The sequence below is a fragment of the Microbacterium luteolum genome, from assembly GCF_039533965.1.
GTDB classification, from domain to species: Bacteria; Actinomycetota; Actinomycetes; order Actinomycetales; family Microbacteriaceae; genus Microbacterium; species Microbacterium luteolum.
On the sequence record NZ_BAAAUN010000001.1, the window covers coordinates 985,960 to 1,009,354 of the forward strand.

21 protein-coding genes are annotated in these 23,395 nt (G+C 68.2%); 10 read left to right on the forward strand and 11 right to left on the reverse strand.

Annotated elements, in window-relative coordinates:
• Nucleotides 1-7: 7 nt before the first annotated feature.
• The 7 genes from ABD648_RS04870 to ABD648_RS04900 all read right to left on the reverse strand — a co-directional run bounded on the left by ABD648_RS04870 (nucleotide 8) and on the right by ABD648_RS04900 (nucleotide 7,789).
• Nucleotides 8-742 carry an ABC transporter ATP-binding protein gene (locus ABD648_RS04870; protein ID WP_282213852.1) on the reverse strand — a complete coding sequence of 245 codons (735 nt, stop codon included), beginning with the start codon at nucleotides 740-742 and terminating at the stop codon, nucleotides 8-10.
• A complete protein-coding gene (locus ABD648_RS04875) occupies nucleotides 742-1,533 on the reverse strand; it encodes an ABC transporter permease (RefSeq protein ID WP_282213853.1) in 792 nt (263 codons plus the stop codon). The genes ABD648_RS04870 and ABD648_RS04875 overlap by 1 nt, the downstream gene beginning before the upstream one ends.
• 10 nt (nucleotides 1,534-1,543) lie before the next feature.
• Nucleotides 1,544-2,680 (reverse strand): UDP-galactopyranose mutase, encoded by a 1,137-nt coding sequence (gene glf, locus ABD648_RS04880; RefSeq protein WP_282213854.1) that lies wholly within the window; start codon nucleotides 2,678-2,680, stop codon nucleotides 1,544-1,546.
• Nucleotides 2,681-2,712: 32 nt separating this feature from the next.
• On the reverse strand, nucleotides 2,713-4,872 hold the full coding sequence (locus tag ABD648_RS04885) for an acyltransferase family protein (RefSeq protein ID WP_344709757.1): 2,160 nt from the start codon (nucleotides 4,870-4,872) through the stop codon (nucleotides 2,713-2,715).
• The gene (locus tag ABD648_RS04890) at nucleotides 4,800-6,125 is read right to left on the reverse strand and encodes a nucleotide sugar dehydrogenase (protein ID WP_282213855.1); all 1,326 of its coding nucleotides are present in this window, start codon (nucleotides 6,123-6,125) and stop codon (nucleotides 4,800-4,802) included. Before ABD648_RS04890 ends, ABD648_RS04885 begins: the two co-directional genes overlap by 73 nt.
• Nucleotides 6,126-6,232: 107 nt before the next feature.
• Nucleotides 6,233-7,300 carry a non-hydrolyzing UDP-N-acetylglucosamine 2-epimerase gene (gene wecB, locus ABD648_RS04895; RefSeq protein ID WP_282213856.1) on the reverse strand — a complete coding sequence of 356 codons (1,068 nt, stop codon included), beginning with the start codon at nucleotides 7,298-7,300 and terminating at the stop codon, nucleotides 6,233-6,235.
• A gap of 36 nt (nucleotides 7,301-7,336) precedes the next feature.
• Complete coding sequence (locus ABD648_RS04900; RefSeq protein WP_282213857.1) at nucleotides 7,337-7,789, reverse strand: acyltransferase; 453 nt, start codon at nucleotides 7,787-7,789, stop codon at nucleotides 7,337-7,339.
• 91 nt (nucleotides 7,790-7,880) lie between these two features.
• Here ABD648_RS04900 and ABD648_RS04905 point away from each other — a divergent pair, with 91 nt between their 5' ends.
• Genes ABD648_RS04905 through ABD648_RS04930 form a run of 6 tightly spaced genes read left to right on the forward strand, consistent with a single transcriptional unit; the run spans nucleotide 7,881 to nucleotide 15,560 of the window.
• On the forward strand, nucleotides 7,881-8,846 hold the full coding sequence (locus ABD648_RS04905; RefSeq protein WP_282213858.1) for a dTDP-glucose 4,6-dehydratase: 966 nt from the start codon (nucleotides 7,881-7,883) through the stop codon (nucleotides 8,844-8,846).
• On the forward strand, nucleotides 8,843-9,955 hold the full coding sequence (locus ABD648_RS04910) for a DegT/DnrJ/EryC1/StrS family aminotransferase (protein ID WP_282213859.1): 1,113 nt from the start codon (nucleotides 8,843-8,845) through the stop codon (nucleotides 9,953-9,955). Before ABD648_RS04905 ends, ABD648_RS04910 begins: the two co-directional genes overlap by 4 nt.
• Nucleotides 9,952-10,584, forward strand: coding sequence for an imidazole glycerol phosphate synthase subunit HisH (gene hisH, locus ABD648_RS04915; protein ID WP_282213860.1), 633 nt, complete (start codon nucleotides 9,952-9,954; stop codon nucleotides 10,582-10,584). Before ABD648_RS04910 ends, hisH begins: the two co-directional genes overlap by 4 nt.
• Nucleotides 10,584-12,569: an N-acetyl sugar amidotransferase gene (locus ABD648_RS04920; protein ID WP_282213861.1), complete on the forward strand. Its 1,986-nt coding sequence runs from the start codon at nucleotides 10,584-10,586 to the stop codon at nucleotides 12,567-12,569. The genes hisH and ABD648_RS04920 overlap by 1 nt, the downstream gene beginning before the upstream one ends.
• A complete protein-coding gene (locus tag ABD648_RS04925) occupies nucleotides 12,569-13,741 on the forward strand; it encodes a glycosyltransferase family protein (RefSeq protein ID WP_282213862.1) in 1,173 nt (390 codons plus the stop codon). Before ABD648_RS04920 ends, ABD648_RS04925 begins: the two co-directional genes overlap by 1 nt.
• A 37-nt stretch (nucleotides 13,742-13,778) precedes the next feature.
• Nucleotides 13,779-15,560 carry an asparagine synthase-related protein gene (locus ABD648_RS04930; protein ID WP_282213863.1) on the forward strand — a complete coding sequence of 594 codons (1,782 nt, stop codon included), beginning with the start codon at nucleotides 13,779-13,781 and terminating at the stop codon, nucleotides 15,558-15,560.
• Here the strand turns inward: ABD648_RS04930 and ABD648_RS04935 are convergent.
• From ABD648_RS04935 to ABD648_RS04945, 3 genes are all read right to left on the reverse strand, one after another.
• Nucleotides 15,557-16,711 (reverse strand): glycosyltransferase family protein, encoded by a 1,155-nt coding sequence (locus tag ABD648_RS04935; RefSeq protein WP_282213864.1) that lies wholly within the window; start codon nucleotides 16,709-16,711, stop codon nucleotides 15,557-15,559. The two genes, ABD648_RS04930 and ABD648_RS04935, sit on opposite strands and share 4 nt — an antisense overlap.
• The gene (locus ABD648_RS04940) at nucleotides 16,708-17,715 is read right to left on the reverse strand and encodes a 3-oxoacyl-ACP synthase III family protein (RefSeq protein WP_282213865.1); all 1,008 of its coding nucleotides are present in this window, start codon (nucleotides 17,713-17,715) and stop codon (nucleotides 16,708-16,710) included. The genes ABD648_RS04935 and ABD648_RS04940 overlap by 4 nt, the downstream gene beginning before the upstream one ends.
• Before the next feature lie 62 nt (nucleotides 17,716-17,777).
• Nucleotides 17,778-18,014 (reverse strand): acyl carrier protein, encoded by a 237-nt coding sequence (locus ABD648_RS04945; RefSeq protein ID WP_282213866.1) that lies wholly within the window; start codon nucleotides 18,012-18,014, stop codon nucleotides 17,778-17,780.
• Between the two features lie 58 nt (nucleotides 18,015-18,072).
• Here ABD648_RS04945 and ABD648_RS04950 point away from each other — a divergent pair, with 58 nt between their 5' ends.
• Nucleotides 18,073-18,993: an LpxD N-terminal domain-containing protein gene (locus ABD648_RS04950; RefSeq protein ID WP_282213867.1), complete on the forward strand. Its 921-nt coding sequence runs from the start codon at nucleotides 18,073-18,075 to the stop codon at nucleotides 18,991-18,993.
• Here ABD648_RS04950 and ABD648_RS04955 read toward each other — a convergent pair.
• Nucleotides 18,987-19,664: a GCN5 family acetyltransferase gene (locus ABD648_RS04955; protein ID WP_282213868.1), complete on the reverse strand. Its 678-nt coding sequence runs from the start codon at nucleotides 19,662-19,664 to the stop codon at nucleotides 18,987-18,989. The two genes, ABD648_RS04950 and ABD648_RS04955, sit on opposite strands and share 7 nt — an antisense overlap.
• Before the next feature lie 151 nt (nucleotides 19,665-19,815).
• On the opposite strand from ABD648_RS04955, the gene ABD648_RS04960 reads away from it, so the two are divergent.
• The 3 genes from ABD648_RS04960 (at nucleotide 19,816) to ABD648_RS04970 (ending at nucleotide 23,394) form a co-directional block, all read left to right on the forward strand.
• Nucleotides 19,816-21,063 (forward strand): glycosyltransferase, encoded by a 1,248-nt coding sequence (locus tag ABD648_RS04960; RefSeq protein WP_282213869.1) that lies wholly within the window; start codon nucleotides 19,816-19,818, stop codon nucleotides 21,061-21,063.
• Nucleotides 21,064-21,133: 70 nt separating this feature from the next.
• Nucleotides 21,134-22,225 (forward strand): glycosyltransferase, encoded by a 1,092-nt coding sequence (locus ABD648_RS04965; protein WP_282213870.1) that lies wholly within the window; start codon nucleotides 21,134-21,136, stop codon nucleotides 22,223-22,225.
• Nucleotides 22,222-23,394, forward strand: coding sequence for a glycosyltransferase family 4 protein (locus ABD648_RS04970; protein WP_282213871.1), 1,173 nt, complete (start codon nucleotides 22,222-22,224; stop codon nucleotides 23,392-23,394). Before ABD648_RS04965 ends, ABD648_RS04970 begins: the two co-directional genes overlap by 4 nt.
• Nucleotide 23,395 lies beyond the last annotated feature (1 nt).

Consider the following 23,395-nt stretch of genomic DNA (forward strand, 5'->3'; position numbering starts at 1 on the left):
TCGACGGTCAGGAGTTGTAGTCGGCGTTGTACCGCGCCAGCACGTCGGCGATCGGCGCGTCGAGCACGAGCTCGCCCTTGTCGAGGTAGAGACCCCGAGTACAGAAACGGCGGAGGTCGCGCTCGTTGTGGCTCACGAAGAACAGCGTGCGCCCCTCGGCGAGCAACTCGTCGATGCGCGTGTAGCACTTCTCGCGGAAGGCCTTGTCTCCCACCGCGAGCACCTCGTCGACCAGGAGGATCGGCTCGTCGAGCTGCGAGACCACCGAGAACGCCAGGCGCACCTTCATGCCGTTGGAGAGGTGCTTGTAGGGAGTCTCCTCGAACCCGGCCAGCTCGGCGAAGGCGATGATGCCGTCGTACCGGCGGGAGACCTCCTCACGCGACATCCCGTGCAGTCCTGCCGTGAGCCGCACGTTCTCGCGCACGGTGAGGTCGCCGACGAAGCCGCCGGTGATCTCGATCAGCGGAGCGACTCCCCCGTTGACCGTGACCGTTCCCGTGTCGGGCAGGAGGACCTTGGCGACGAGACGGAGGAGCGTCGACTTGCCCTGGCCGTTACGCCCGACCACGCCGATCGACTCCCCCGGCTGCACCGTGAACGACACGTCGCGCAGGGCCCAGAACTCCCCGGGACGCGAGCGCCGCGACGCGCCGGAGAAGAGATCCTTGAAGCTGCGCCGTCCTCGACGGTTCCGTCGGAAGTGGACGCCGAGACCCTGGACTTCGATGGCCGCGGACATCACAGCTCCTTCAGCACGGGACGTTCGAGGCTCCGGAACGTCCAGATGCCCAGGGCGAGGATGACGATGCACATGACGGCACTGATCACGACGGGAGTCGTCTGCCAGAGCTCCGGGAAGAACCCGACCCGGTAGAGGGTGAAGATGCCCGCCAGCGGATTGAAGGCGCCGATGGTGTCGAACGGCGCCGGCAGGTCCTGGAAGCTGTAGATCACGGGCGAGGCGTAGAAGAGCGCGCGCAGGATCAGCGCCGTCGTGCGCTCGAGGTCGGCGTAGAGCACGCAGAGCGGAGCCACCAGCAGGCCGAGGCCGACGAGCAGCGTGATCTGCATGAGCATCGCGACGGGGAACCACAGCAGCATCCAGTTGACGGTCGCCCCGCTGAACACCGCGAAGAGCACGAGCACGGGAATCGAGAAGAGGAACTCGATCCCCTTGCTCAGCACGATGCGGTTCACCCAGATGGACCGCGGGATGGCCGTCGACCGCACCAGGCGCGAGTCCTTCTTGAACGCCCTCGTGAAGTCGGACACCGAGGTGTTGAACCACACCCAGGGCAGGAGCGCCACGATGAGGAACACGATGTAGGGATCCTCACCGACGGTGCGGTGGAAGACCTGAGTGAAGACGAACCAGTAGATCGCGCTCATCACGAGCGGATCGAGGACGGACCAGAGGTAGCCGAGGGAGCTCGTCGCGTACCGGACCTTGAGGTCGCGGGCCGACAGCAGCCACAACGAATGCAGATAGCGCCGGGGCGTCCCGGGCGCCCCGACAGCAGCGTGACTCACGATGTCGAGTCTAGGAGAGAGTGTTGTTCCAGAGCGACAGCGCCGAGCCGATGGCCATGTGCATGTCGAGGTACTGGTACGTGCCGAGGCGTCCGCCGAAGTGCACGTCCTGCTCGCCCTTGGCCAGTTCGCGGTACGCCAGCAGACCTTCCCGGTCGGTCGGCGTGTTCACCGGGTAGTACGGCTCGTCCTCGCGGTTCGCGAAGCGCGAGAACTCGCGCATGATGACCGTCTTGTCCTGCGCGAAGACGTCTTTCCGCTCCGGGTGGAAGTGCTTGAACTCGTGGATGCGCGTGTAGGGCACATCCATGTCGGGGTAGTTCATGACCGGCGTGCCCTGGAAGTCGCCGACGTTCAGCACCTCCTGCTCGAAGTCGAGCGTGCGCCAGCTGAGCGCGCCCTCCGCGTAGTCGAAGTAGCGATCGACGGGCCCCGTGTAGACGACGGGCACCTGACCGACCGTGGCCTTCTTGCTCAGGGGCTGCGAGTCGTCGAAGTAGTCGACGTTCAGCTTCACCTCGATGTTCGGGTGATCCGCCATCCGCTCGATCCACGCGGTGTAGCCGTCGGTCGGCAGACCCTCCCAGGTGTCGTTGAAGTACCGGTTGTCGTAGGTGTAGCGCACCGGGAGGCGGCTGATGATGTCACCGGAGAGCTTGTGGGGATCGGTCTGCCACTGCTTCGCGGTGTAGTCGCGGAAGAACGCCTCGAAAAGCGGGCGTCCGACGAGCGCGATGCCCTTCTCCTCGAAGTTCGCCGCCGTCTTGGCGTCGAACTCCCCCGCCTGCTCCTTGACCAGCGCGCGCGCCTGGTCGGGGGTGTACGCGGACTGGAAGAACTGGTTGATCGTGCCGAGGTTCACCGGCATCGGGAACACGGTGCCCTTGTGCGTCGTGTACACCCGGTGCACGTAGTTGGTGAAGGTCGTGAAGCGGTTCACGTACTCCCACACCGTCGGGTTCGAGGTGTGGAAGAGGTGCGCACCGTAGCGGTGGACCTCGATCCCGGTCTCGGACTCCGCCTCGCTGTAGGCGTTGCCGCCGATGTGGTGACGACGATCGATGACGGTGACTTTGCGGCCCGCTTCTGCTGCGCGCTCCGCGATGGTGAGGCCGAAGAAGCCCGACCCGACGACGAGAAGATCCATACCTGCAATCGTATCGGCGCGTAGCTGGGAGCTCAGTCGCGGTCGATCGGACCGATGACGTCGGCCAGCATCGGAGCGAACCGGCGGACGTAGTCGAGGTTCAGATGGTCCGCGTCGTAGAAGACGGCCGTGCCCCCGATCGCGGCGTAGCAGCGCACCTCGTCGCAGAAGTAGGGCCCGGCGTCGAAGGAACGGATCGACGGATCGGCGGCCGCGGATGCCGCGAGCAGGTAGGGATCGGCCGGTTGCGCCTCGGCGATCGGCACCGCACACGCCAGCGGGTTGCGCGCGTTGACGAGAAGGCAGTCGGGAGAGCGCACCTCGCCGTTGAACGGCACGCCGCCGAGGGCGACCACCGTCACACCGGCATCGGCCCAGGCGCGCCACGTGCGCTGCAGACCGTCGGCGAACTGATCGGTCTGCGGGCGGTCGGAGCCGTCGTCCACGAGCTGCACGCGCCCCGCCGAAGACGTGAGCACGACGTCGGGTGCAGCCTCGACCACCGCGGCCTGCACGGCGGACGACCACGTTTCGCACCGCTCCTGCTCCGCGGCGGTCGCGGGCTCGCGGAAGCCGATGAACGGCGCATCGATCACCGGACACCCTCCCCCGAACGACGTCGTCACGATCCATCCCTCCGTGCGGGCGAGGTCGAACACCGCGCCCTGCCACTGCTGCGCGTGCGAATCGCCGACGAGCCAGACCGTCGGCGCATCCGCGGCGCCCGCACTGAAATCGCACACCACCGTCGCCGTGGTGTCGCCGAAGGGGAGCAGCGCGGGATCGGCTCGGCACTCGTCGGGCACGGCGAAGTAGGCGTTCCCCGGGCCCATCACCACGTCGGCCGCCGGCCCGAACCGGTCAGGACACTCCGCGCCGGGATCCATCGCCTGGGGTCCGACGCAGGCCTCGATCGTGACGGTCACGGGCGGCACGTCCGCCGCGGACGCCGCTCGGCCTGTCAGGACGAGCCCGCCGCCGACGAGAGCCACGGTGACGACGGCGCCCAGCATCGCGAGGAGGGTCCGACGCGGAGAGGCGGCGAGGAACTTCCATCGCTGGCCGGGGCGCTCCACGAAGCGGGCCGTCGCCCAGGCAAGCAGCAGCGAGAGCGCCAGGATGCCGAGCTTCATGACGGTCGACGGAGCCGCTCCGACGAGGAACGGCACGAGCACGATCAGCGGCCAGTGCCAGAGGTAGAGCGAATAGGAGACGTCGCCGATCCACTGCACCGGCCTGGTGCCGGTCACCGCGGTGTGCCAGAGGCGCTCGCGTCCGGTGCCGGCGAGGATCACCGCCGCCGTGCCGAGCACGGGCTGCAGCGCCACGTATCCGGGGAACGGCGTCGCGGCGCCGAAGAACACGGCGGCGAGCGCGATCATCACGAGTCCCGCGAGCGCGAGCACATCGGCCCCCACGCGTGGGAGACGGCGCGTCGCGGTCAGCGCCAGCAGTCCCCCGACGCCGAACTCCCAGGCGCGCGTGTAGGTCGCGAAGTACGCCTGACTCGGGATCAGGGTCGTGGCGATCACGCTCGCCGCGAGCGAGGAGACGACGAGGACGGCCAGGACCACGGCGGCCACGACGCGAGGACGCGCCGACCGCTTGACGGCCCACCACGACGCGGCCAGCAGGAGCAGCGGCCACAGCAGATAGAACTGCTCTTCGACCGACAGGGACCAGTAGTGCTGGGCGACGGTCGCCTGGTCGTTGAGCGCCGAGTAGTTCACCGACATGGCGCTCAGGAACCAGTTCTCGACGTAGCCGGCGCTCGCGGCGATCTCGGCGCCGGCCCGCGGCCAGCGAGGGTACGGCAGGAGCAGCAGCGTGCCGATCGCGCTGACGATCAGCACCAGGAGCGCGGCGGGAAGGAGCCGGCGCACGCGGCGCGCGTAGAACGCGGCCAGTGCGATGCGGCCCGTGGCCGTCATCTCTCGAGTGAGGTGGCTCGTGATCAGGAACCCCGAGATGACGAAGAACACGTCGACGCCGACGTAGCCTCCGGTCAGGCGGGTCGGCCAGAGGTGGTTGAGCACCACCGCCGCGATGGCGATCGCACGGAGCGCCTGGATGTCCGCACGGAACGCGGCACGCCGAGGCGGGGCGGGCCGTGCGCGGTTCAGGTCGTGGCCCCTGCGGTGGCCATCAGCTCGACCGCGGTCCCGACGACGATGCGCGGAGTACCCGCCCAGCGCGCGGCATCCGTCGCGGCACGTCCGTCGACGAGCAGCTTGATGCCGGGAAGCTGCGCAGGCTCAAGCTCGCGATAGGCGGCATGGTCGGTCTGCAGGATCGCGATGTCGATGTCGTCGCCCAGCGTGTACGGCTCGAATCCGAGGCGACGTAGCTCGTCGTCGGTGTACATCGGATCGTGCACCTGGACCACGGCCCCGCGCGACTCGAGGGCCGCCACCGTCGGGAACACACCGGAGAACGCCGTTTCCTTCACGCCGCCGCGGTAGCTGGCGCCGAGGACGACCGCCCGCAGTCCGGAGAGCGAACCGAGGATGCCCTCCGCCTGTGCGACCAGGCGCTCCGGCATGGATTCGTTGACGCGACGCGCGGTCCGCACGATGTCGGCGCCCGGATCCGTCGAGAGGTAGAGCTTCGGGTACACCGGAATGCAGTGACCGCCGACGGCGATACCCGGGCGGTGGATGTGGCTGAACACCTGCGAGTTGCACGCCTCGATCACCTGGTAGACGTCGATCCCGTTCGCTCCCGCGAACAGGGCGAACTCGTTCGCGAGTCCGATGTTCACGTCGCGATAAGTGGTCTCGGCGAGCTTGGCCATCTCCGCGGCCTCCGCGCTGCCCAGGTCCCAGACGCCGTTCGCCCGCGACAGGTCCGGACGCTCGTCGAACTCGAGGACGGCCTCGTAGAACTCGACGGCGCGACGCCCGCCCTCGTCGGAGAGAGCACCGACCAGCTTCGGGTACTTGCGCAGGTCGGCGAAGATGCGGCCGGAGTAGACGCGCTCCGGCGAGAAGACGACGTGGAAGTCCTCGCCCTCGGTGAGCCCGGAGATCTCCTCGAGCATCGGCTTCCAGCGTCCGCGGGTGATGCCGACGGGGAGCGTCGTCTCGTAGGAGACCAGCGTGCCGGGGCGGAGGTGCTCCGCGAGCGACCTCGTCGCCTGGTCCATCCAGCCGAACTCGGGCTCCGCAGTCTCCTCGTTGACGAAGAGGGGGACCACGACGACGACGGCCTCCGCCGACGGGATCGCCTCGGCATAGTCGGTCGTGGCGCGCAGGCGTCCGGCTGCGAGAGCCGCGGTGAGCTTCTCCTGCAGCTGTGCTTCACCGGGGAACGGCTCGACCCCGCTGTTGACCGCGTCGACGAGCGCCGGGTTCACGTCGACGCCGATCACCTCGTGTCCACGATCGGCGAACTGCAGAGCGAGGGGGAGGCCGATCTTTCCGAGGGCCACGACGGCGATACGCATGAGCGATATTCTATTGCGCGGATCGAGGGCGGCCTCGCGCTCCGTCGCTCCCCGCCCCCGCGCGCGAACTGTTCAGGGGCCGTGCGCGGAGTGTGCGGACCCTCCGGTCAGCGGCGCTGCTCCGCGAGGACGGTGATGACGCGAGAGGCCGCGTGCCCGTCACCGTACGGCGCCTGGTCCGTGTCGGACGGCCTCGCGCGCGTCACGCCTGCGGCGATCTCCTGCGCGGTGTTCGCGAGCACGTTCCAGCCGAGCTGCACCGTCTCGACCCATTCGGTCTCGGTCCGCACCGTCGTGCAGGGAACCCGGAGGAGGAATGCCTCCTTCTGCAGACCGCCGGAGTCGGTGACCACCCCGGCGCTCGAGACGGCGGCGGCGATGAGGTCGGCGTACGCGAGCGGCGCGTGCGAGATGAGCGATCCCTGCGTGAGCGCGATGCCGTGGGTGGCGGCCTTCGCGACGACGCGCGGATGCGCCAGCAGGACGACGGGCTTGTCGAGGCCTGCGAGACCGGCGGCGATCTCGGCCAGGCGCGCGGGGTCGTCGGTGTTCTCGGCGCGGTGGATGGTCGCGACGTAGAACCCGCCCGCCTCGAGGCCGAGCTCCTCGATCAGCGCGGACGGAGCCCCCGCCACCTGGTCACGGACCTCGAACAGCACATCGGTCATGACGTCGCCGACGAGCACGGTGCGCTCGGCGAGCCCCTCGTGCGCAAGATGCCCCACCGCGACCTCGGTGGGGGCCAGCAGCAGATCCGCCGCGTGATCGGTCAGCACCCGGTTGTGCTCCTCGGGCATCCGACGGTTGAAACTCCGCAGACCCGCCTCGAGATGGGCGACCGGGATGTGCATCTTCACGGCGCTCAGCGCCGCGGCGACGGTGGAGTTGGTGTCGCCGTAGACGAGCACCCAGTCCGGCCGGTGCTCGTCGAACACGGCGTCGAGGGCCGCCAGCATCGATCCCGTCTGCACGCCGTGCGATCCGCTTCCGACGCCGAGGTGCACGTCGGGCGCTGCGATCCCCAGGTCTTCGAAGAACACGTCGGAGAGCATCGGGTCGTAGTGCTGACCGGTGTGCACGATGACGTGCTCCACGCCCGCGGCGAGCGCCGCCTTGTGGATCGGGGCGAGCTTGACGAACTGCGGGCGGGCGCCGACGACGCTGATGATCTTCACGGCACCCAGCCTAGAGCGGGCCGTTCCGGCTTCGACTCAGTCGGCGAAACGGCGGGCGGCGTCGGGGAAGACACGGGCGGGAACCCCCCGGAGAACGCTGTACGGCGGAGCGACCGTGTTCTCGGTGACGACGGCACCGGCCGCCACGACGCTGTGATGACCGATGTCCGCGCCCATGAGGACGACGGCGTTCGCGCCGATGTGCACGTTCCGGCCGATGCTGCTCGATGCCCGCTGGATGTCGCGGGCGCGCTCGCTGACGCATCGCTCCACGGTCGAGTGCGTGTAGATCTGCACACCGGCGGAGATGTCGCAGCCGTCGCCGATCACGAGTCCGCCGCTGCCGTCGATGACGGTGAACGCCCCGATCCAGACGTCGTCGCCGATCTCGGGCTCACCGACGATCCACGCGTGCGGATTGAATCTGTTGGACGCGATCCCGTGCCACGAGGGGACCTCCTGGTTCGGCGACTCAGCGGGTTCTCTCACGGTTCGGCGCACCTCCATCCCATATGATACTTAGCAGTCTGCCCGCTTCCGTGCTGCCACGGGAGCTCGATAACGAGAGAACTCGAAATCCATGTCTGTGCGTTCAAAATCCATCCTGGTCACCGGCGGCGCCGGCTTCATCGGGAGCCACCTGGTCGATCGACTCATCCGTGACGAGCCCCGGCGGATCACCGTCGTGGACAACTTCTTCCTCGGCAGCATGGACAACCTCGCGGAGGCGAAGGCTGCTCGCCCCGACATCGACATCATCCGTCTCGATGCCGCCGACCTCGCCGCGATGCAGGACGTCGTCACGACCCATGAGATCGACACCGTCTTCGACCTCGCAGTGATCCCCCTGCCGACGTCGCTCACCTACCCGGCCTGGACGGTGCAGACGAACGTCGGCATCGCCACGACCTTCTGTGAGATCGCGCGCCGCGGTCTCGTGGAGCGCCTGATCCACGTCTCCAGCTCCGAGGCCTACGGCTCCGCGCGCTACATCCCGATGGACGAGGGGCATCCGCACGACGCGATCACGCCCTACGCGGCGAGCAAGTCCGCCGCGGACCACATCATCGAGTCCTACGTGCAGACCTTCGGGATCGATGCCACGGTGATCCGGCCGTTCAACAACATCGGCCCGCGCCAGAACCCCGGCTCCTACGCCGGGATCGTGCCGATCATCGTCCGCCGCGTGCTCGACGGCGTGCCGATCGAGATCTTCGGCGACGGGGAGCAGACCCGTGACTTCATCTTCGCCAAGGACAGCGCCGACCTCATCGCCCAGGTGCACGACTCCGACGCATGCCGCGGCAAGGTGCTCAACCTGGCCACCGGCGTCGAGACCACGGTGAACGAGCTGGTCTCACGGATCCTCGGCATCATGGGACGACCCGATCACCCGGTCGTCCACACGGCTGAGCGTCCCGGTGACGTCCGCCGCCACCTCGCGGACGTGTCGCAGCTGGAGTCGCTCCTGGGTCACCAGTCCCCGCGCCTCACCGACGACGCGCTCGGCCAGACCGTCGAGTGGTACACCTCGGTCCTGTCATGAGGCTCAACATCCCGCTGACCGGCGCCCCGGAGGTCGACGCGGTCCGCGAGGTCATCGAGTCCGGCTATCTGACGCAGGGTGCGAAGACGGCGGCGTTCGAGGACGCGGTGCGCGGTTACACCGCCGCCCGCCACGCCGCGGCCGTCAGCTCTGCCACGACGGGTCTGCATCTCGCCCTCGTCGCTCTGGGCGTCCAGCCCGGAGACGAGGTCGTGATCCCGGGCTTCAGCTTCCCCGCGACGGCGAACGCCGTGATCCAGCAGGGCGCCACGCCTGTGTTCGTCGACATCGACGAGGCGACGTTCAACCTCGACCCCGCACTCCTCGACGCGGCGGTCACCGACCGGACCCGCGCCATCATGCCGGTGCACGCCTTCGGGCTCTGCGCGGACATGGACGCCATCAACGCCGTCGCCGCGCGGCACGACCTGCCGGTGCTGGAGGACGCTGCCTGCGCGCTCGGCGGCACGTACGGGGGCCGTCACGCCGGCACGCTCGGCACCGCCGGCGTCTATTCGTTCCACCCCCGCAAGATCATCACGACCGCCGAGGGCGGGATGATCACGACCGACGACGACGAGCTCGCGAAGCGCATCGCCGTGCTGCGCGCGCACGGCGCCGTCCGCGGCGAGCTGTACATGGAGTTCGTCGAGGCGGGCTTCAACTACCGGCTCAGCGACGTCCACGCGGCCATCGGCCTCGCCCAGATGACCCGCATCGACGACATCGTCTCCGGTCGCCGGCGCGCGGCATCCGAGCTCACGAGCCGCGTCTCCGGCATCGAGGGCGTGCAGGTCCCGACGGAACCCGCGGGCACCGCGCACACCTTCCAGTCGTACGTCGTCCTCCTCGACGACCGCATCGACCGCGACGAGGTCATCCGCCGCATGCGCACGCGCGACATCGAGACGACGCTGGGGACCTACGGCATGCACCTGCAGCCGTACTTCCGCGAGCGGTTCGGCATCCCGGACGAGGCGCTCCCGCACACGACCCGCGCGCACCATCAGGCACTCACCCTGCCCCTGTATCCGCAGCTGACCGAGGACGACATGGATGCGATCGCCGACGCGCTGCGGCTGAGCATCGAGGAGAGCACGACGCGATGACCCGACCTGACGTCACGATCGTCGACTACGGCGTGGGGAACCTCGGCTCGCTGCGCAACGCGCTGGCCAAGGTCGGGCGCTCCTCCGAGGTGACCAGCGACCCGCAGACCGTCATCGATGCCGCACGCATCATCCTCCCCGGCGTCGGCTCCTTCGACCACGCGGTCGACCGATTGACGGAGACCGGCCTCGGCGAGGCCGTCGTGACCGCGGCTCGCGAGAAGGGCACGCCACTCGCGGGCGTGTGCCTGGGCATGCAGCTGATCATGGACGGCAGCGACGAGGGCGAACGCCCAGGGCTGGGGCTGATCCCCGGACGGGCCCACCGCTTCCCCGAGGAGTTCGACGGCTCGCGCCTGCTCGTCCCGCACATGGGATGGAGCGCGGCCGTCGCGGCGAAGCCGTCGCGCCTCGCGCCGTCCCTGGGCGACGGCGGACGGTTCTACTTCGTCCATTCCTACGCCGTCACCCCCGATGACGAAGCCGATGTCCTCACGTGGACCGAATACGGCGAGCGCTACGCGTCGTCCGTGGAGCGCGACAACGTGATCGGGATCCAATTCCACCCCGAGAAGAGCCACCGCTTCGGACTCGCGCTTCTCGGCGAGTTCGCGGTGGCGGAGGCCTGATGCACGTCTATCCCCGGCTGATCCCCGTCCTGCTCCTCGAGGGCGACCGCCTCGTGAAGACCAAGGGCTTCGAAGATCCCCGCTACGTCGGCGACCCGGTCAACGTCATCAGCATCTTCAACGACCTCGAGGTCGATGAACTGGTGATCCTCGACATCGGCGCGGCGAAGAGCAGGGTCCCGGCGCGGATGGAGCTGCTGAACCGGATCGCCACCGAGGCGTTCATCCCGCTCGCCTACGGCGGCGGCGTCGAGACCGCTGCGCAGGCGCAGGCGATCATCGCCGCGGGCTTCGAGAAGATCATCGTCAACACGGCGCTGATCACGCACCCCGATGCCGTCCGCGAGATGGTCCGCGCCCTCGGATCGCAGGCGATCGTCGCGAGTCTCGACGTGCGCGGCACCGAGGACGGCTACGTCGTCCACACCGGCGGAGGAGCGGATGCCGCGGCCTTCACGGTCGACGAGTGGGTCGCACTGGCCACCGACGTCGGGGTCGGCGAGATCCTCGTCACGAACATCGACCACGAGGGCACTCGCGAGGGCATCGACCTCGACCTCGTCCGTGCGGTGGCAGCGACGGCGACGGTGCCGGTGATCGCCCACGGCGGTGTCGGCGGACGAACCGACCTCGTCGCGCCGATCGAGCACGCGGGGGCATCAGCCGTCGCCGCCGGCACGGCGTTCGTCATGCAGTCCGGGCGCGAGAGCGTGCTCATCAACTACCCGACGCGTCCGCAGATCGACGCGCTCTTCGGCCACCTCTTCGACGGGCGCGGGGAACCCATCGCCGCGCAGCAGTTCGGCCGCGAGTTCGATGCGGCCACGTCCGATGAGTTCCTGAGCTCGCCGAACGTGTGCCGCCGATGCATCATCACCTCCGACGTGCCCGGCGCGGCCTTCGACGCCGACGGCGTCTGCTACTACTGCCACCTGCACGACTCGCTCGACAAGCAGTACCCGATCGGGGTCGAGAGCGAGAAGGCGCTCGACAAGTTCGTCGCCGAGCTCAAGGCGGCGGGCCGCGGCAAGAAGTATGACTGCATCATGGGGGTGAGCGGCGGCACGGACTCGTCCTACCTCGCGCACCTGCTCGTCAAGAAGGGCGTGCGCCCGCTGGCCGTGCACTTCGACAACACCTGGAACTCCCCCACGGCGACGTCGAACATCTTCGCGGTGCTCGACAAGCTCGGCGTGGACCTCGAGACGTACGTGGTGGACAACGCGGAGTACGACGACATCTACCGCTCGTTCATGCTCGCGGGCGTCAAGGACATCGAGGCGCCGACCGACATCGGCTTCATGGGCGTGCTGTATCGCGCTGCCGAGAAGCACGGCATCCGCCACATCGTCGAAGGCCACTCATTCCGCACCGAGGGCATCTCCCCCATGGGTTGGCTGTACATGGACGGCGGCTACATCAAGGGCGTCCACAAGCTCTTCGGCACGGTGCCGATGAAGACCTATCCGAACCTCGACTTCGCGAACTTCGTCAAGTGGTCGGCGTTCAGCCGGATCCAGCGCACCCGCCCGCTCTACTGGATCGACTACAACAAGGAAGACGCGAAGCGCTTCCTCGCCGACGAGTACGGCTGGCAGTGGTACGGCGGCCACCACCTGGAGAACCGCTTCACCGCGTTCTACCACACGTACTTCCTGCCGACCCGCTTCGGGATCAACTTCCGTCAGATCGAGCTCTCCGCGCTGGTGCGCTCGGGGCAGATGGACCGGAGGCTCGCTGCCGCGCAGTTCATCGAGCCGCGCCACGGCGACCCCGAGCTCATCGCGATGGTGAAGAAGCGCATCGGCTTCGACGACGCGGGCTTCGAGCACATCATGACGATGCCGAAGAAGGACTACACGGACTATCCGACGTACAAGCGGCGGTTCGAGCTGCTCCGTCCGTTCTTCTGGCTCATGTGGAAGCTCGACCGCGTCCCCAAGAGCTTCTATGTGAAGTTCTGCATCCCGCGCAAGAAGCGATGATGACCGCGTCGACGTCGGTGGTCTTCCGGCGCCAGCAGGCGCTCCTGCGCACGCTGTACTGGGTGCTGAAGCCTTTCGCGCTGTTCACGAGGCGGATCGACTGGGTCGTCGGCCCCGAGGACATCGCGCTGATGGCGACGCACATCGCTGAGGCGCTGCCGAACAGCTACACCGCGATCCATGCGAGGAATCCGTTCTACGCGGTGGAGTACGACGCCGTGATCCAGACCTCCTCCACCGCCCTCGGGGGCCGTCTCGCGACGTGGCGCCGTCTGTACGGCGGTCCGATCCTGCTGGCCTGGCTGGTCAATCGCGCACGCGGCTTCATCTACGTCGGCGGAGGCGCCTTCCTCGAAGGCCACCATGACGAGCGCGAGTTCGAGTTCGCGTTCATCCGGAGCCGCGGTCGACGCCTCGTCTGCTACTTCACCGGCAACGACATCCGCTCGCCGCGCCTGTCCGTGACGCGCGCCGAGGAGACGGGTCGCCCGAACATCGGATCCGTGCTCGTCACGATCGATCCGGCATTCGCCGCCCCGGAGTACGATCGGGCGCGCCGGCTGCGGGCGGAGGTCGCTGAGCGGCATGCGGAGGCGATCTTCAATGCCCGCAACGATCAACTCTCCTACCTCGAGGGGCACACCCACCCGTTCCTGTACTTCTACCCGGATGAGCAGTTCGTCGACGCCACGGACAAGTTCGAAGCCCCCGAGCGGATCGTCGTCGTGCACGCACCCTCCAATCCCCTGCTCAAGGGGACGGATGTCGTGCGCGAGGTCATGGCCCGGATCACGCAGTCCCACCCGCAGGTCGAGTACCGCGAGCTGATCGGCGTGCCGCACGAGCAGGTGCTCGCCGCGCTCGACGAGGCGCACATCGCGCTCAACGAGTTCTACGCCTCGGTGCCCGGCGTCTTCGGTGTCGAGGCCATGGCGCGCCGCTGCGTGCTCGTCACGAGCGCGCGCTTCGCGGATGAGCCGGACCTGGGCGAAGACGCCGACGACGCCTGGGTGATCGCGGACGTCGACTCGCTGCACGACGAGCTGCGGACAGTGCTCGCGCACCCCGCGGAGATGGCGGCGCAGGCCGAACGAGGGTGGAACTGGGCGAAGCGGCATGCCTCGGCGTCCGCCTCGACGAAAGCGCTGAATCAGGCTCTGTCGGAAGCCTGAACGTCGACGAGGAGGAGGAACAGGGATGTTCTTTGCGGTGAGTCTGCACCCGGCCGAGAGTGCGGAGCGCGTCGATCGCGCGGCCCTGCTCCATGCCCGCCATCTCTCCGAGACGGCTCGATTCGGAGAGCTGGCCCGACGCGAATTCGACGGCGGCTCTCTGTACTGGGACGGCGGCTCGACGCATGCCGACCTCTTCGACGCTCCCGACGGCGGCGGATTCCTGCTCCGCGGCGGCTACATCTCCGGATCCGACGAGTGGACCGAAGGGACGCACGCGACCGAGCATCCCGACATCTGGGGCGAGTTCGCGGCAGTTCGCGTTCGTCCGGCGGCACAGGGCTCACAGGTCGATGTGTGGGCGGATCGGGCAGGCTCCTGGCCGCTGTACCACGGCAGCGACGGACGCCGCAGCGTGATCTCCAACGACCCGCATTTCGTCGCGGTCGCTCTCGGCTTCACGGCCCTCAGCGCGCAGGGCTCCTACGAGCTCCTGGCGTACTATCACGCGATCGGCCGGGAGACGACCCTCCGCGGCGTCTTCGCCCTCGTGGCCGGCGAGGCGCTGCAGGCGACGACCGACGTCGACGGCTCATCCGCACTCCGGCTGCATCGCCGGTGGATCCCGCGCTACTCGCAGTCCACCGCGAGCATCGATGAGACCTACGAGGCGCTGCGTGACTCGGTCGCGCAGATCGGCCCCCTGCACGACCCGGACCGCACGCTCACGCTGACGATCTCCGGCGGCCTCGACAGCAGGCTCACCCTCGGCGTCCTTGCTGAAGCCGGTCCGCAAAGGCCCGAGGCGGTGACCCTCGATCTCTCCACGCCGGAGGAACTCGAGATCGCTCACCGGGTCGCGACCACGCTCGGGTTCCCGCATCGGACCGCGCGGCTCGACGACCTGTCCCTGCAGGCGGCGAGGTCCGGATGGTCGCTCACCGGCGGCCAGGTCTCCGTCCACGCGGCCGCCGGCAACATCCTCGCCTACGAGGTAGCCGGGAAGGCGGCGAACGGCGACGTCACCCTCGTCGGCGCCTGGCCGGGCGATTGCCTGATCGGCTCCTACGTGCCGGTGACGCCGCTGATGCTCTCCCGCGCCTCGCGCGGCTGGGCGCTGCGGGACTGGTCCCGCAAGCGCGCTCCGCTCTGGCGGGTGCGCGGGGTCGAGGTCGCCGGCCCCCGCGCGAAGCGCATCGCACGTGCGGCCCACGCCTCGCTGAGCCGCAGCGTCCTGCGCTCTCCCGGTCGATCGGCGGCTCAGGCGATCAGCGCGTGGGCGATGTTCGAACGTCAGCCGCGCTTCAGCTACGTGAGTCCCGCGATCCTTTCCCACGACGTGCTGGCCGTTACTCCGGTCCTCGCCGGCCGCTACGTGGATGCGCTCCTCACCCTCGGCCCGACGGACATCATGGCGAAGAACTACTACCGCCGGATGATCTCGTCGCGTCTCGTCTCGCTGCGAGGCGTGCCCAATGCGAACACCGGAGCGCCTGTCACGCCCGCCCCCGAGCTGCCTCCGCGCTTCCCTCGCACGCGACCGGAGCTCTTCGCTCTTCTGCCGACATCGATCCAGGAGTTCGTGCGCCGGCTGCGACCGGCGAATCACTACATCGGCACTCCGGCGCCCACTGCTGAGACCGAGTTCTGGAATGGGCTGTTCGCTGCCGAAGGCGTCGAGGCTCGAGTGGAGCTGGATGGCGTCACCGTGGACGCGCGCACGTCCGGCGATCTCCATGTCGGCAGCGTCGCACTGGCGCTCTCCTGGTCCCGGAGATACCTCGAAGAGGCTTCCGCGGAGCTCGACGCAGCTTCTTAGGCCGAGTGCGCGATCGCGCGAACGGCCGTCACCCAGTTCTCCACCTGCACCTCGGCGGAGAGCGCGCGGGCGTTCGCCTGCACGACGGCCTTGAACTCGTCGACCGCCGCCGGGGTGAGGCCGTTCAGCGCGGCGAGGATGCTGCTCTCGGAGAAGTCCTCGGTCACGATCCCAAGCCCGTCGCGGGTGACGATGCTCGCCATCTCGATCGACGGCCCGACGATGATGCCGAGTCGCGCCTGCACGAAGTCGAAGAACTTGTTCGGCAGCGCGAGGGCGTTGTTCTCACTCGTCGGCGGGAGCACGTGGATGCCGAGATCGTAGTCGTGCAGCACGTCGATCAGTTCGGCCTGCGACACCGGCTCGCGCACGGTGATCCGCGGTCCGAGCTCGTCGGCGAGAGCGACGAGCTGCTCGCGGTCCGTCGGCGGGTTGTAGGTCAGGTAGAGGTCGAGGCTGACGTCAGCGGTCGAAGCGGCGACGGCGCGCATGATCTCCGCGAGACCGCGCTCCCGGAAGGGGTTGCCACTGTGGACCAGCCGGATGGGAGTCTGCGTCGAGGTGGGAGCGAAATCCCGGAACGGTGTCGCGTTCGTCACCACTCCGGCATCGAGGCCGTACTCGCGATAGCGTTTCGCGATCTCGCGGCCGACGGTCGTGGACGACCGGACGCGCGAGGCGAACCGCGTGATGAGCCATGTCCAGTACCGGCGCTGACGCAGCCCCAGCTTCGTCTCGTCGACCGGCAGCCCGGGATAGAACTCGTGAAGATCCGCATGCACACGATCGGCGCCGACGAGCGAGATGGCGGCACCCAGCGTCTCTCCGTCGTTCGCCAGCACGGCGTCGAACGCACGACCCCTCAGACGTCTTCTCGTCTGCTGGACGAGGGGCAGATGATCGTAGGTCCAGCCGAACCACTCGCGTTCGCGGGCGATGTCATCGACGAGATTTCGCAGTCGTCCGAGCGGTCGCACATCCGCGGGGTCGAGAGTGACGTGTTCGACGCGGGGATCCGGCGATCCTCCCGGCGAGCACGTGGTGACCTCGTGGTCCTCGGCGAAGCGGCGCACCTGCTTGATCACGCGAGGATCGATGTCGATCGCGTCGAAGGACAGGATGAGGAGCCTGGGGCGCGATGAGGCGCTCACCACGTCGCCACGAGCCCACCCCAGGACAGGCCGACGCCGAACCCGAGGAGCATGATCTTCATGCCCGGCTTGAGCACGCCGGTCCGTTCGGCATCGGCGAGCGCGATCGGGATCGTCGACGACACGGTGTTCCCGGATTCGGCCAGAGAGACGAAGAATCGGTCGGCCGGCACGCCGAGCTTCTTGCGCAGGTGCTCGAGCATGAACGCGTTCGCCTGGTGGAACACGAAGAGGTCGATGTCGCCCAGTTCCGCGCCCGCCTTCGCGAGGATCTCCTCGACGGTTCCCGGAACGACGCGCAACGTGAAGTTGAAGATGTCCGGGCCGTCCATGTACAGGTCGTACCCGCTGCTGTCGAGCTCGCGAGCCGCAGCATCGGCTTTGGGCTGGATTCCCGCACCCCGCCGCAGGCCTCCGTTGGGCACGATGAGGCTCTTCGCCCCCGCGCCGTCCGTCCCGTAGGTGATGGCGGTGATCGACGCCGCATCACCGTCGTCTGTCACGAGGGTCGCTGCTGCGCCGTCGCCGAAGATGGTCCGCACGGATTTGTCAGCGGGGTTGATGAATTTCGTGTAAGTGTCAGCGGTGATCACCAGAACGCGTCGCGCCTGCCCCGACTCGATGAGCCCCTTGGCGAGTCCGAGTCCGTAGATGTATCCCGAGCACCCGAGCGTGATGTCGGTCGCGCCCGCCGATGTCGGCAGTCCGAGGGCGTCCTGGACGATGCAGGCCGTGGACGGCAGGTAGTAGTCAGGGCTCTGCGTGCAGACGATCAGGTAGTCGATCGACTGCGGATCGATGTCGCGATTCGCGAAGAGCGCGCGGCCGGCAGCGATCGCGAGATCCGATGAGAATTCGTCAGGGCCGGAGATGTGCCGGCGGTCGATGCCGGTCTTCGCCGAGATCTTCTCGACGCTCCACTCCGGGAACTCGCGAGACAGGTCCTCGTTCGTGAGAACCTCATCGGGAAGGAAATAGTCGACGGCAGCGATCCGGGCACCCATGGACCCATTCTATGGTGACCGGGCCATGCGTGCGGGAGGCCGACGCCGCGGCCGGGGCCCGCCTACGCCGCGTCGGTCGAGCCGGCGGAGACGAGCGCGTGGAGATCGCGGACGGTCGCCGCGTTGGAGAGCTCATCAGCGTCGACGGTGACCCCGACCGTCTCGTCGACGTTCGCGATGAACTCGACGTTCGCGAGCGAGTCCCATCCCGCATCCTTCAGGTCATCGTCCAGTGCGACCTGCGAAGCATCGACCTGGAGAATGTCGGCAACGAGTTCGATCAGCGCTTTCTCATCCATTCCTCCAGCATACGACCGGTCGCCTCGTCTCCCGATTCCCGCGCGATACAGTCAGAGAATGAACTCAGAGATCTCCGCCGCCGCGGTGGCCCGCGCTCTCTCTGCTCCGCTGCGGGGCCGCGATCGCGTGCTCTCCGGGCTCGCACCGTTGGGCGCGGCGACGGCGGACCGTCTCACGTTCGTCGTGGATCCCGACGCGTACCGCGAGCAACTCGATGCCGCGCTCGCCGCCGGTGCCGTGGTCCTCGTGCCGCCGACTGTCGCCTCCGCGGGTGAGCATGACGGGGCCATCATCACCGTCGACAGCCCGCGCGCGGCGTTCGCCATCGCGGTGGCGCAGTTCTTCGCTCGGACTCCCTCCCCGGGAATCGCCACGACAGCGAGGATCGACCCGGAAGCGTCCGTGCATCCCACCGCCAACATCGGGGAGTACTCGGTCGTGCGCGCCGGTGCCGTCATCGGAGCAGGAGCCGAGGTCCGCGACCACGTGATCATCGGGCACGACGTGCATGTCGGCGAGCACACCCTGATCAAGAGCCACGCCGTGGTCGGGGAAGAGGGATTCGGCATGGAGCGCGATTCCGCCGGCGACTACATCCGCATTCCCCACGTCGGCTCGGTCGTACTGGAGGATCATGTCGAGGTCGGGAACTTCGTCACCGTCTGCTCCGGCACCATCATCCCGACCCGCGTCGGGGACCACACCAAGATCGATGACCACGCGCATATCGCGCACAACTGCCAGATCGGACGCAACGTCATCCTCACCGCCGGGGTCACGTTGTCCGGGAGCGTCGTCATCGAGGACGACTCGTGGCTCGGGCCGAATGCGTCGGTGATCCAGGGTGTGACGCTCGGCCGAGACTCGGTGCTCGGTATCGGAGCCGTCGCGATCAGGTCGATTCCCGCGAACGAGGTGCGCACGGGCAACCCGGCTCGTCGTCTGGGCGACAATCGGCCGGAACGATCGGGTCAGTAGTTCTCAGCGGGCACCTTGTCGAACCACCAGAACGGGTGCGTGAGCACCTGCATCAGGGGCTCCTTGCCGACCCAGAGCGCGAAGTGTCCCTCACGCCAGTTGCCGCTGCTGTCGCTCAAGTACTTCATGTGCGGCATCATGAAGCGCGGTTCGTAGGAGTGGTAACGGACAGTGTCCGACCACTTCTCCAGCAGTTCTGCGGCGAACGCGAACCCACCGAGACGTGCGGGTTCGTGCAGGCTGAAACCGCCCAGCGGGCGCCCGACGGCGGTCTCGAAGACCGTTCGCTGCCGCTCCGCCCACTCGAAGTTGTCGCCGCCCAGCACCTCGCAGATACCGCCTTCGAGGTGCAGCTGCACCTCATGCCCGAGCTCCTCCATCTCGCGGATCATGAGGAGCGAGGGCAGGCTCATGAGGCTGTAGCCGCGCGCGTGCACGCGCAGGAAGATCGACGACGTGCACCCCGCCTCCGCGTCGACACGCGCGACGCGCATGGCCTGCTCGATGCTGTTGTCGATGTCGTGCCGCAGCACGAGATGCTTGGGCTGCGGGTCGTCGAGGTACTCGCGAAAGCCGGTCACCGCATAGCCGTCATCGAGGTAGGCCTTCAGCGTGTCCGCGTAGTCCTTGAGCGAGAAGCCCAGCTTTCCGGGCTCAGGAGTGGTCATCATCTGCCGTTCGTCTCACGCGCGTTCATCGGCTGTAGGTGCCGGCGCACTGTCCGCAATGATAGTGGCGACGGAGGGTGCACCCAGAATCGACGGGCCGCGCTGGATAGACTGGCCGCATGATCGCCGTCCCCTCGGAGCACCGACAGAGCTCGTGAATCGCAACAGTCTCCCGAGGTGGATCAACTCGCTCATCGACCGCATCGCGGACTCCCCGACGAGTCTGATCGGACAGATCGCCGCGCGCCGGCTCGGAGCACCCGCACCCGATGGCACCGTCCCATCGGTGTCGTTCGATGACCGCCCTGTTCGGGTCCTCATCGCTCCGGTCAACTACTCCGGGCAGGGCCGGGCCTGGGCCCGCGCACTCGAGGCCGCCGACCCTGCCATCTCGGCGCGCAACATGGCCGTCGATGTACCGGGGGGCTTCGCCTTCGAATCCGACCTGGTCGTTCCGGTCGGCACCTATCACAACGGCACCGAGTGGCAGGGGCGTCAGTTCGAAGCCGCCGCGTCGGCAACGCATGTCCTCATCGAAGCCGAGGAGCCTCCGTTCGGGCGTCTGCTCGGGCGCTCCGTCGCCGCCCAGACGGAAGCCCTTCTGCAGAGGGGCGTGGACGTCGCCTTCCTCGCGCACGGTACCGATGTCCGGCTTCCGTCTCGGCACATCGCGGGCAATCGCTGGTCGCACTACGCGGATGCCGGCGTCTACGCACCACGGGACGAGACCATCGCTGCACGCAACATCCGCTTCCTCGAGGCCAGCGGACGCCCGGTGTTCGTCTCCACGCCAGATCTGCTCCTCGACATTCCGAGCGCGCACTGGTGCCCTGTCGTCGTCGATCCGCCGCGCTGGGCAGCGCAGCGAGGCGAACGGCGACCAGGGCCGTTGCGTGTGGCTCACGCGCCGTCCGTCTCCGTCATCAAGGGGACGCAGATGATCATGCCCGCCCTGCAGAACCTCGAGGCCGAGGGCGTGATCGCTCTCCGCCTGATCCAGGGGGTGTCGAGCGCCGAGATGCCGAAGGCGTTCGCCGACGCCGACGTGGTGATCGATCAGATGAGGATCGGATCCTACGGGGTGGCCGCCTGCGAGGCGCTGGCCTCCGGCTGCGTCGTCGTGGGTCATCTGAACCCGCAGGTGCGCGACACGGTGCTCGCGCAGACAGGATCCGAGGTCCCGCTCGTCGAGGCGGACCCCGAGACGCTCGACGAGGTCATCCGCGACCTCGCAACACGGCTGGCGCGCGACGATCTCGAGCCCCTGCAGCGCACGGGCGTGGAGTTCGCCCATGACGTCCACGACGGCCGTCGCTCGGCTCGCGTCCTCGAAGAACACTGGATCGGGCGCAGCGCCGGCCCTCATCAGGAAGGAGGCGGTGAGCGTGCATCACGGAGTTGAAGCGTTGTGGACCCGTCTACCCAAGCCCGCACAGGATGCGATCGCCTCTGGTGTCGATCGGCTGCGGGGCGTGGTCCCCCCGCCTCCGCCAGTCCCGGATCTCGACAAGCCGTACCGGATGCTCGTCGGTCCGGTCAACTACGCCGGACAGGGCTACCGCTGGTCCCGTGCCGCGGAGACGTCCGGCGAGGTGTCCGCACGCAACTATGTGCACGCGGAGAACAATCTGCTGCAGTACCCCGCGGACTACGTCGTCTCCTGGCGGACGTCGGAACACTCCCGCGCATGGCAGCGCCAGATGGTCGAGGTCGTGCGCGCCCACTACACGCACGTCCTCATCGAGGCCTGCTTCCCCATCTTCGGGGGGATGTTCGGCGGTGACCTCCGCCGTCAGGTCGCGCTGCTCCAGCAGGCGGGCGTCGTCGTCGGGATGGCGGCGCACGGCACCGAGGTGCGGTTGCCCTCGACCCACCTCACGAGCACTCCGTGGTCCCACTTCACGGACAGCGACGCCGAGTGGGTGGCAGCGGAGAAGGTCGAGGCGGTGGTCGCCGACAATCTCCGGGTCATCGAAGACCTCGCGCTGCCCACGTTCGTCTCGACAGCCGGGCTGCTCGTCGATCTCCCCCGTGCGCACTTCCTGGGCGTCGTGATCGATCCTGAGCGCTGGGCGAACGACGCACCTCTCCTCGAGCGCGACCGCCCACGCGTCGTGCACGCGCCCACCAACCCGCACGTGAAGGGGACGCCTCTGATCGTGCCGACGGCTCAACGACTCCACGACGAGGGCCTGATCGAATTCATCCAGCTCGAGAGAACGCCCAACGAGGAGATGCCGGGTGTCCTCGCTTCGGCCGACGTGGTGCTGGATCAGTTCCGCGTCGGCGACTACGGCGTCGCCGCCTGCGAGACGATGGCCGCGGGCCGGGTGGTGCTCGCCCACGCCACGGACCAGGTGCGCGCAGAGGTGGAGCGACGTGCCGGCATCCCCCTGCCGATACCCGAGACCACACCTGACTCCCTCGAGGACGTGCTCCGAGACATCGTCGCCCGACGCGACCATTACCGCGATATCGCGCGATCCGGTCCCGACTTCGTGCGCCGGCTTCACGACGGCTCCTTCTCGCGAGACGTCCTGGTGCGGGACTTCTTCTCGGTATGACGTCCCTGCGCGTCACCATCGTCTCGCGGATCTACCGCCCGGAGCCCTCAGCCGCCTCGATGTTCCTCGGATCGGTGGCCGACGAGCTGACCGCCGAAGGACACGCGGTACGGGTGCTGACGGCCCGCCTGCCCGGTCGCCAGAAGCGTCCGTCGTCCGCGGAAGACGTTCGCGACTTCCCCGTCGTGCGCGACAAGCAGGGCTACCTGCGCGGATACATCCCCTACCTGAGCTTCGACATCCCGCTCGCTTTCCGGCTGCTGTTCACCCCGAGGCCCGACGTCGTCTTCATGGAGCCGCCCCCGACCACCGGCGTGGTCGTGCGGATCATCTGCGCACTGCGCCGGATCCCTTACGTGTACGACGCCGCCGACATCTGGTCGGATGCCGCCCATCAGGCGACGGGGTCGTCGCTCGTGATCCGCGTCCTGCGCGGGATGGAGCGCTTCGGCATGAACGGCGCGCGGAGACTGGTCACCATATCCCAGGGGGTCGTCGACCGGGTGCAGGCTCTCGGCGTACGACGCCCGATCGTCGTCACCGGATTCGGAGCGGACACGAGCGCGTTCGCATCCGACGCCGCTGCGCCCGTCGAGCGCCTCTTCGTCTACGCGGGCAGTTATTCGCCCTGGCACGGCGCCGAGGCGCTGGCCGACGCGTTCGCGATCTTCTCACGGGAACATCCCGGGTACATCCTGCGATTCATCGGCAACGGGAGCGAGCGCGACCTCATCGCCGCTCGCGCCGACGAACTCGGGATCGGACGATCGGTCGAGTTCGTCGACGCCGTTCCCGCGGAAGAGCTCGCGCCGCACCTGCATGCGGCGGTCGCGAGCCTCGCGACCCTCCGGCCCGGAACCTCGTATGAGTACGCCTTCACGACCAAGGCGTACTCGTCGCTCGCTGCCGGGTGTCCTGTCATCTTCGCCGGGCCGGGACCGACGGCGCAGTTCATCAGCGAGGCCAACCGCGCTGTACGGGCCGGAGTGGCGTGCGCCCACGATGCAGGACAGATCGCCGCAGCGATGACGTTGATGGCCACGGACCCCCTCAGCACCGAAGAGCGGTCGGCTCTGGCCCGATGGACGGCGGAAGAGCACTCCCTCGCCGCCGTCGCACGCCGTGTCGTCGTGCAGATAGAGTCCGCCGCGACCGAGTCGAGGCGCTGAG